Source organism: Pedobacter sp. (genome assembly GCF_045628745.1).
Lineage (GTDB): Bacteria > Bacteroidota > Bacteroidia > Sphingobacteriales > Sphingobacteriaceae > Pedobacter.
Genome location: NZ_JAZQPU010000204.1, coordinates 1 through 6,770, shown reverse-complemented (window position 1 = coordinate 6,770; position 6,770 = coordinate 1). Strand labels below are relative to the sequence as shown.

The window sequence follows — 6,770 nt, the reverse complement described above, 5'->3', positions numbered from 1 at the left end:
GTCATGCCCATTTTAGCCATACGGGCTAAATATTTAGCAGAGATTTCCATGTTTTCTTCAATGGATTCTTCAGAAAGATCCAACATATGTGAAGAGAACAAAGGTTTTCCAGTTTCCGCAAAGAATTTCTCGCCATGGTCTAATAAACCATCAATCCATGGAAGTAATTTTTTAGCGGCATGGTCAGTGTGTAAAACTACAGCAACACCATAGTGCTCAGCCAATAAATGAACGTGTTTAGCAGCAGATACTGCACCTAAAACACATGCTTGCAAATTATCGTTATTAAGGGTTTTACCAGCATAAAACTGTGCACCACCGTTAGATAATTGTATCATTACCGGTGAATTTACTGCTTTAGCAGTTTCCATCACCGCATTAATTGTATTTGTTCCTGTAACATTAACAGCAGGTAATGCAAACTGGTGCTTTTTAGCTTGTTCAAACAATTCCTGAAGAGCATCTCCGTAGATTACGCCTTTGTAGCCTTTTAAACTCATTTTTCTAAATTTTGTATATGCCGAAGTTAACAAAATAATAAGTTAAGGACAACCTGAGGGATTAATAATTTAGGAGGGCGTGGGAAATTGCGAGCGCTTTATACTATTTCATGTAAAGATGCCGCATATGTGGGTGTGGTATGCTTTTTATAAAGCTATAATGAATTTCTATACAGTTTGCGGATTTGGTCGTGGAAGTAAAAGACCCGGTTCATGTCATTGGGCGCAGGAGATATGTTTTCAAGAACAACTATACTTACCTTGGTTTGAGGGTAATAGATCATTGTAGAAATAAAGCCTGGCACATAGCCGCTCATGCTCAGTTCATCAATTTTGTCCAACTGATCTACCTGAATTCCATCGCCATATTTAACCTCGCCCCAACGGTGAGGACGTGTAACGGTATTCCTTATCATTTCTTGATATGAGCTAACTGTCAGCAGCTGACCATTATACAAAATATGCATCCATTGTGTAAGATCAGCGGCGGTAGAAATCATACCTGTTGCAGGAATACCCATGGGGGGCGAATCTAATAGGTTTAAAATATTTTCTTCCTCAAATTTTTCATCTGCATTTTCAGCATGGCCTTTAACTAATCTTATGCTCCTATCTTTTCCATTTTGTAGCGGCGGAACAGTTGAAGAGGGCATTTTACATCGTTTGAACAGCGCTGCCGTAAGTGCAGCATAACTTTTACCAGACGTTTTTTCTATGATCTTACCCAAAATGGCATAGTTGATATTTGAATAAGAAAACCTGGCTCCCGGTTTAAACACCAAACTTTTATCCCAACTGGTAATGCCCGAGGTATGATTTAATAATTGCTGAACGGATACTGAATCTGCCCATTGCTGTTTAAATTCTGGAAGGTAATGCCTGATGTTTTGTTCCGTTTTTAGGTGCCCAAGTTCTTGTTCTTGTAAAACCAATGCTGCTGTAAACTGTTTGCTTATAGAAGCAATCAGGAACTGATCATTGATGTTTAATTGTTTTTTTGTAGCCAAGTTACTATATCCATGGCTTTTTTGGTAAGTAGGCTGACCATTTTTTGCAATAAGAATAACTCCATTAAAAGGTCTTGGGGAGGTTGATTGTAAGAGTGAATCTATTGATTTTTCAAGCCCCTTCTGCGCAGAACTGCCTAATGAACATAAGAAGAATAATAAGAATGAAAGAGTGAAGTGTTTCATGAATAGGTTGCCTGCGCTGGATGCGATGCCTAAAGTACTTAATTTAAACATCAACAATTATGATGTCAACATAAAATAGCATGTTTAAATATGTGTAGCTGTCCAGGCTAATAATTGAGCAACGGGTAAAAATAATAGTTGTGCTAATAAGGTTCCCATTAGACGAGCAAATGTCATGTATACAATATACTTTCTAAAAGTTGTCTCCGAACATTTACCTAAAGTTACATCATCAGTCATAATAGATAAATGCGGATCAATAAATGCAAACATTAATATCGTTGCAAAACCATTGATAAAGGCAGATAAATTACTTGCTGTAGTCCTGTAATCTGGGTTTAAGTAAGATGCATATACTGCTGACAAAACACCTATGGTTAAAATGGCAACAGCCACAATACTAAGGATGAAAATCCGCCATGGAAATTGTGCGTCAAGTTTAATTTTGGAGATGTTTTCTCTGGTGGGGATCGTTATATTGTCTTTGAAATAGAGGATGCCAGATTTAGAAAAACTGTGTAGTATAAGTTTCCCCATAGATTTATGAGTACTGAAATTAATGACTGCCTTTGACAAGACTCTCTGAAAGGTTGGAATGAGCAAAGCACCTATTACAGTGGCAATGGAGCATGAAAGAATGATGAGCCGAAAAGTTCCTACATTGTCGAAAACACCAATTCTTATATCATTTTCTACTGTCTTTGCCAGTAATGGTGCCTGGAAACCATTGGCCGTTCTAGACACTAGAACAAGCATATTAAAGAGGGCAAATGAAATTGCTACTCTGCTGGTTCTAATGCCTACAATCCTTACTGAGTAAGAAAGTGTTGTAATAAGGTTGATGACAAAGGTCAGGATAAGAACAATAACTATTTGAATGGTCATATCATTATTTCTCCATGATTAGTAATTGTTTAAAGATGCAGATTTGTAAACTGTTGAGCAAGGTATTTATTTATGGTGAAAACTCTATGATGATTTTGGAAGGAAAGACTTGTTTATATGAATAGCTGATACGAATGTGATGCTTATCATTTGATGCAGCTCTACTTTGACCAATAAATTTATGTTATTATTAAGCTTTGATTTGGATTCAGCGTATATTAGTAAAAACCGTTGGTTACTGGGCATGTCGGGAAATCAATTCATGAAAATATTAATTCGTGCTGGTTTTATAATGGATGAACCTCTCAGCTTGCAAAGCAGGTTGAGCTATAAAAATTGCTCCATCATAAATAAGGAACAAGGAGAAAATTTTGTAAGAATAAAATTGAGTTTTATTCTTACATAAACCCAGTCTAGGGGAGAACTGTAAAGAAATATTTAATTGAGCAGATTTTGGAGTTCCAAAAAAAAAGGAAGAATTGAATGATGAAAGAAAACACATTAATGTATAAGGGATATATAGCTCATGTGAGTTTTAGCCCTGATGATGAGGTTTTTCATGGAAAAATATCTGGCATTACTGACCTTGTTACATTTGAGTCTGATTCAGCTAAATTACTTAAACCTGCCTTTATAGAAGCTGTTGATGATTACATAGACACTTGTACTGAACTGGGAAAAGTGCCTGATAAAACCTACCTCCAATAGTTTATGCACTCTTCCTAATTTTATAACGATCTAGGAAACAACTTTTTATTTACCCTTGTTATTACAATTGAATAAATTAATTTATATTTGGATATGAGCAAGAACAAAGATTTAGACAGCATTATCCACGCCGACAGCAGTGGTAAGCTTTATATCAAAAGTCCTGACTTTTTTAACCAGCCGAAAATTCAACGGATGGTAAATTCTATGATGGAATCGAGCATCTTTAAAAAAATCGAAAAGGACAAGCTTAAAAAATAGCAGATCATATGCCTTTTAATCTGCTCATTTTCCCTCTAGTGGGTGGATATTATATTCTAATCCGATTTGCATTATTTCGATATGTTCAGTACAGACTTGAAATTCAGCGTGTACTTTTAAATTCTGCCTTTGCAGGAATTATTTTATTGGTTTGCTGTTTCATTTTGAGGGCAATTATAAACATCATCCTCCCAGATTTTACTGCATTTATCAGTGAGCATCTTCCAGTAAGAACACCTTTTTTTGGTACAACGAGTTTTTCGTTAATCGTGGCTGTAATTGCGACAGAAATTGGAAATCTCTTTATTAACCGTAAAAAGGCGATAAAAATGTCATTGCAGAAATCTGGTAATGAGTTTGAACTTCTCATGAGTTCTTCCTTTTTTGACGCTCACCTCTTACAATTCACTATGGATAGTGGTAAAGTTTACATTGGATGGGTCAAAGAATTACCCAAGCCTTTTACCACAAGCTATATCAGAATTACACCAGCATTCAGTGGGTACAGAAACGAAAAGAAAGAACTCATATTCACAACACAGTATCTAACTGTATATGCTTCTTATATAGCTGATGGTTCAGTTCAAGACACAAATGCTTTGAAGACTGACTTGGTGTTAAAAGTAGATAAAATTAATTCTGCTTCGTTTTTTGATTTGGACATGTACAAACGCTTCAATCCTGACCAGGATAATGAGTAATTCCCCTCTCCTCAACTAGCGTAAAAGTATAATTATCTCCAAAAATTTTACAGCTATTCGACATTGAAATAAATAGCCTTTCTATCTTTGCAAAAATTTAAAGCAAAGTCCTAAAATGCATAACCCAAAAATTGCGCACATACAAAAAGAGCTAAACGAACTCAGAAACGACCTTCGTTTCCATAAATTATACCAAAGCCTCTCTTCCCTTGATGACATCAAGGTTTTTATGGAAGCTCATGTATTTGCTGTTTGGGATTTTATGTCATTGTTAAAATCACTGCAAATTAACCTGACTACGGTAACTATCCCATGGACACCAAGAAAAAACCCTGTTTTAGCAAGATTTATCAATGAAATAGTACATGGTGAAGAAAGCGACATCAATGAAATAGGTGAGCCTAAAAGTCATTATGAAATGTATTTAGAAGCAATGGAACAGCTTGGAGCTGATACAACTGCCATCAATACCTTTGTTCAGTCCATAGAAAGTGGAGCAACAATCAACCGGGCCATGGATCTCATTGCATTGAACCCTGATATTAGAAACTTTGTTAACCATACATTTGAGGTGATTGCCTCCCAAAAACCTCATTTAGTGGCTTCTTCTTTCACCTTTGGTAGAGAAGACCTGATCCCAGACATGTTTATTGAGATTTTAAAAGGATCAGATCAGGACAACATCAAATATACAAAGCTTCGTTATTACCTTGAAAGGCATATAGAAGTAGATGGTGGAGAGCACGGGCCTCTATCTTTACAAATGATCACTGAATTATGTGGAGATGATGTAGAAAAATGGGAAGAAACTTTAGCAGTTGCTAAACTTTCTCTTCAACATAGAATAAAGTTATGGAATCATATTGCTGCTAACATCGTATTGGCATAAAACCATTATTAAACCTGGCATAACACCATTTATTAAACCAGAGAACGATGTTTTAGCATATAAAACATCGTTCTTTGGTTTAAAAAGAACCTTTATGGAATAAGTTGCTCTTGTCTTAATTTTTCAAATAAGTCAAAGAAAGATTCGCGGGTATCCTGATAAACGAGAAAGCCAAGTTTACGACTTTTGGACATATCGGTCATCACTTCAATCGGGCGACTCAAGTCTAAATCAGTATGCCATGCAGAGGCTAACCTATTGAGATTGGGTTCTTTTAAATTATATTTTGCCGCTATCTCTGCCCAAAGTGGAGCATCATTAGCCAATTCTTCTTCTAAAGAGTGGATAGTACCATCAAATCCTACGGCTTCCACGCCAAACCAGTCTGCAAGTTTTTGCCATAACCAATTCCAGCGAAAGACTTCCCCATTGGTGATATTAAAGGCCTCATTACGACCTGCCTCATTTGTAGAAGCCCAGATCAATTGCTCGGCCAATATACGTGCATCTGTTACATCAGATAAGCCATTCCATTGTGCACCGGAGCCAGGGAAATGAAACGGTCTGCCTGTTTCTTTACAAATAGTAGCATACACAGCCAGTGTGGTACCCATGTTCATCATATTGCCCACAGCCTTGCCAATAACGGTATGCGGACGATGAATGCTCCAGGTAAAACCGTCACGGTTGGCTGCAGCATATACTTCATCTTCCTGAGCGTAGTAAAAGTTTTCTAAATTCAGCCGGGGCTGTTCTTCACGTACCGGCGTAATTGGCAATGTTCCTGCCTTGGCATAAGCTTCAAAAGGGCCTAAATAATGTTTAAGTCCTGTTACCAAGGCCACATGCTGTATAGATTTTTTTGCAGAGAGTACATCCAACAGATTTCGGATCATCAAGCTATTTACCCTAATGTTTTCGGCTTCAGTAGCATTGCGCATCCAGGTGGTCAAAAACACATGCGTTGGGGCAATATCTTTAAGTGCCTTTTGCAAACTAGCTGTATCTAACAAATCTGCCGCAACAGGCAATAAATTATCTATATCCTTATTAGGATTACGGGCCAGACCATAAGTCTTCCATCCTTTGTCAATCAGTTTTTCGGCAAGATTACTGCCGGTAATGCCGCTTGCGCCAACTACTAATGCTATCTTTTCCATTGTGCAAATATACCTTAAAAACCAGGTGTTAGAGAATGGTGCTGCTTTAAGGCAAAGCAACAATCATTTTTGCCAATTGGCAAATTTATTCCATTATTGATAGTTTTGAAGCATTTATTGAATGTATTTAAATACTAGCATAACCTTTACCACACGTGTGGTTAGCTTATAAGAAATCCCCTCATCAATAGACTCCTTCAATAAAGAATACCAGCAAATATGATGGACATCAAGTATAGAATTACTCGGCATAAAGCCTGAAGAACTCGCGCTTGTTAAACAATGTTAAAGATCAAAACGCAGAGGTATAAGCTTTTATATTTGAGAGGTAATCCATTCAAATCAGCTGTGATGATCAATTTTAGCAAGTTCCTATTCCTCTTTTTAGTATCCTTTTTGATCAGCTTTATTTGCGAAGGTCAAGTTACAAATCTACCAACCAGCATTTCTGGTAAAGTGCTTGATGAAAACCA

9 protein-coding genes are annotated in these 6,770 nt (G+C 36.8%); 5 read left to right on the top strand and 4 right to left on the bottom strand.

Annotated features, from left to right (window positions below):
- The 3 genes from ACR2F7_RS07765 to ACR2F7_RS07755 form a co-directional block, all read right to left on the bottom strand.
- Nucleotides 1–500 (bottom strand): class II fructose-bisphosphate aldolase (locus tag ACR2F7_RS07765; protein WP_432713013.1); only part of this gene is annotated, 500 nt, incomplete at its 3' end.
- 155 nt (nt 501–655) lie between these two features.
- Nucleotides 656–1,744: a serine hydrolase domain-containing protein gene (locus tag ACR2F7_RS07760; protein ID WP_432713012.1), complete on the bottom strand. Its 1,089-nt coding sequence runs from the start codon at nt 1,742–1,744 to the stop codon at nt 656–658.
- 33 nt (nt 1,745–1,777) lie between these two features.
- A complete protein-coding gene (locus ACR2F7_RS07755; RefSeq protein WP_432713011.1) occupies nt 1,778–2,578 on the bottom strand; it encodes a lipid II flippase Amj family protein in 801 nt (266 codons plus the stop codon).
- A gap of 483 nt (nt 2,579–3,061) precedes the next feature.
- On the opposite strand from ACR2F7_RS07755, the gene ACR2F7_RS07750 reads away from it, so the two are divergent.
- From ACR2F7_RS07750 to ACR2F7_RS07735, 4 genes are all read left to right on the top strand, one after another.
- Nucleotides 3,062–3,286 (top strand): type II toxin-antitoxin system HicB family antitoxin, encoded by a 225-nt coding sequence (locus ACR2F7_RS07750; RefSeq protein ID WP_432713010.1) that lies wholly within the window; start codon nt 3,062–3,064, stop codon nt 3,284–3,286.
- A gap of 93 nt (nt 3,287–3,379) precedes the next feature.
- Nucleotides 3,380–3,547, top strand: a complete 168-nt coding sequence (locus ACR2F7_RS07745) for a hypothetical protein (RefSeq protein WP_432713009.1) — start codon at nt 3,380–3,382, stop codon at nt 3,545–3,547.
- Nucleotides 3,548–3,555: 8 nt separating this feature from the next.
- Complete coding sequence (locus tag ACR2F7_RS07740) at nt 3,556–4,248, top strand: hypothetical protein (protein WP_432713008.1); 693 nt, start codon at nt 3,556–3,558, stop codon at nt 4,246–4,248.
- A gap of 115 nt (nt 4,249–4,363) precedes the next feature.
- Nucleotides 4,364–5,137 carry a DUF3050 domain-containing protein gene (locus ACR2F7_RS07735; RefSeq protein ID WP_432713007.1) on the top strand — a complete coding sequence of 258 codons (774 nt, stop codon included), beginning with the start codon at nt 4,364–4,366 and terminating at the stop codon, nt 5,135–5,137.
- A 92-nt stretch (nt 5,138–5,229) separates the two neighbouring features.
- On the opposite strand, the gene ACR2F7_RS07730 is transcribed toward ACR2F7_RS07735, so the two are convergent.
- Nucleotides 5,230–6,297: an SDR family oxidoreductase gene (locus ACR2F7_RS07730; RefSeq protein ID WP_432713006.1), complete on the bottom strand. Its 1,068-nt coding sequence runs from the start codon at nt 6,295–6,297 to the stop codon at nt 5,230–5,232.
- Between the two features lie 282 nt (nt 6,298–6,579).
- Here ACR2F7_RS07730 and ACR2F7_RS07725 point away from each other — a divergent pair.
- A partial coding sequence (locus tag ACR2F7_RS07725; RefSeq protein WP_432713005.1) for a hypothetical protein occupies nt 6,580–6,770 on the top strand: 191 nt, incomplete at its 3' end.

What these genes read in the sequence shown, in the direction of transcription:
- ACR2F7_RS07760 (WP_432713012.1), bottom strand. Translation starts at nt 1,744, where the DNA reads ATGTTTAAATTAAGTACTTTAGGCATCGCATCCAGCGCAGGCAACCTA.
- ACR2F7_RS07755 (WP_432713011.1), bottom strand. Translation starts at nt 2,578, where the DNA reads ATGACCATTCAAATAGTTATTGTTCTTATCCTGACCTTTGTCATCAAC.
- ACR2F7_RS07750 (WP_432713010.1), top strand. Translation starts at nt 3,062, where the DNA reads ATGATGAAAGAAAACACATTAATGTATAAGGGATATATAGCTCATGTG.
- ACR2F7_RS07745 (WP_432713009.1), top strand. Translation starts at nt 3,380, where the DNA reads ATGAGCAAGAACAAAGATTTAGACAGCATTATCCACGCCGACAGCAGT.
- ACR2F7_RS07740 (WP_432713008.1), top strand. Translation starts at nt 3,556, where the DNA reads ATGCCTTTTAATCTGCTCATTTTCCCTCTAGTGGGTGGATATTATATT.
- ACR2F7_RS07735 (WP_432713007.1), top strand. Translation starts at nt 4,364, where the DNA reads ATGCATAACCCAAAAATTGCGCACATACAAAAAGAGCTAAACGAACTC.
- ACR2F7_RS07730 (WP_432713006.1), bottom strand. Translation starts at nt 6,297, where the DNA reads ATGGAAAAGATAGCATTAGTAGTTGGCGCAAGCGGCATTACCGGCAGT.